The organism is Pseudomonas baetica, from assembly GCF_051216495.1.
GTDB lineage: Bacteria > Pseudomonadota > Gammaproteobacteria > Pseudomonadales > Pseudomonadaceae > Aquipseudomonas > Aquipseudomonas baetica_B.
The window spans coordinates 1-1,339 of sequence record NZ_JBPKAM010000240.1; the positions used below are offsets into that span (position 1 = coordinate 1).

The 1,339-nt window shown below is 64.7% G+C and carries 2 protein-coding genes; both read left to right on the forward strand.

Going from position 1 to position 1,339, the window contains the following annotated elements; all coding sequences use genetic code 11:
• Nucleotides 1–232 precede the first annotated feature (232 nt).
• Nucleotides 233–304, forward strand: coding sequence for a pyrroloquinoline quinone precursor peptide PqqA (pqqA, locus tag ACSFE6_RS31490; RefSeq protein WP_003253598.1), 72 nt, complete (start codon nt 233–235; stop codon nt 302–304).
• Nucleotides 305–359: 55 nt separating this feature from the next.
• Entirely contained in the window at nt 360–1,274 is a 915-nt protein-coding gene (gene pqqB / locus ACSFE6_RS31495) for a pyrroloquinoline quinone biosynthesis protein PqqB (protein WP_435431266.1), read from the forward strand.
• The last annotated feature ends 65 nt before the right edge of the window (nt 1,275–1,339 follow it).

Below are 1,339 nucleotides of genomic sequence, written 5' to 3' on the forward strand. Positions count from 1 at the left end.
CCCTCCTCACCCCCCCCTCTCTCCTCGGATCCCTCCCCTCCCCCCCCCCTGTCCCCCCCCCCCCCCCCCCCCCCCCCCCCGCTCCCACATGGGTTTGTGTGGTGGCAGTGATCGCACCACACCCCCTACCAACGCACCCCAAAACCTCCTTCGAAAGTAGCATTCGGGCGCCCGGCGCTGCGTGCATTAATGGTGCTACCGGAATCGCCCGGCACAAGAAGAGGAATGACCCATGTGGACTAAACCCGCGTTTACCGATCTGCGCATTGGCTTCGAAGTGACGATGTATTTCGCCAACCGTTGATTGTTCACCCGGCCAGCGGCTGCGTTGGCCGGGTCTGCCTTCTGGAGCATTGCTCATGCACATCCGTGTCCTTGGCTCCGCCGCCGGCGGTGGTTTTCCGCAGTGGAACTGTAATTGCCGGCAATGTGCCGGCGTGCGCGATGGCAGCCTGCGCGCGCAGCGGCGCACGCAGTCGTCGATTGCCCTGAGCGACGACGGTGTGGACTGGGTGCTGTGCAACGCTTCGCCGGACATCCGTGCGCAACTCGAGAGTTTCGCGCCGCTGCAACCGGCGCGGCGGTTGCGTGACAGCGCCATCGCCGGCGTGGTGTTGATGGACAGTCAGATCGATCACTGCACCGGCCTGCTGAGCCTGCGCGAAGGCTGCCCGCATAACGTCTGGTGCACCGAGCGGGTTCATCAGGACCTCAGTAGTGGTTTCCCATTGTTCACCATGCTCAAGCACTGGAACGGCGGGTTGCAGTGGCGACCGCTGCGCCTGGATCGCAAGCCGTTCGGGATTGCGGCCTGCGGCCACCTGCAGTTTCGCGCGATTCCATTGGTCAGTAACGCGCCGCCGTACTCCCCCAATCGCGGCAATCCGCAGCCGGGCGACACCATCGGCCTGTTCATCGAGGACCAGCGCAACGGCGCCTCGCTGTTCTACGCGCCGGGGCTGGGGCAGATCAACGACGAGGTGCTGGGCTGGATGCAGCGCGCCGATTGCCTGTTGCTGGACGGCACGCTATGGCGCGATAACGAGATGCGCCTGTGCGAAGTCGGCGACAGCCTGGGCAGCGAAATGGGGCACCTGGCGCAAAGCGGGGCGGGCGGCATGCTTGAAGTGCTCGAGCAACTGCCCCGGCAGCGCAAGGTGCTTATCCACATCAACAACACCAACCCGATTCTCGATGAGGATTCGCCGGAGCGGGCGGAACTGGAGCGGCGCAATGTTGAAGTGGCGTATGACGGCATGAGTATCGTGCTGTAGCGGATGGCCCCTTCGCGAGCAGGCTCGCTCCCACATTGGAATGCGATCCCCTGTGGGAGCGAGCC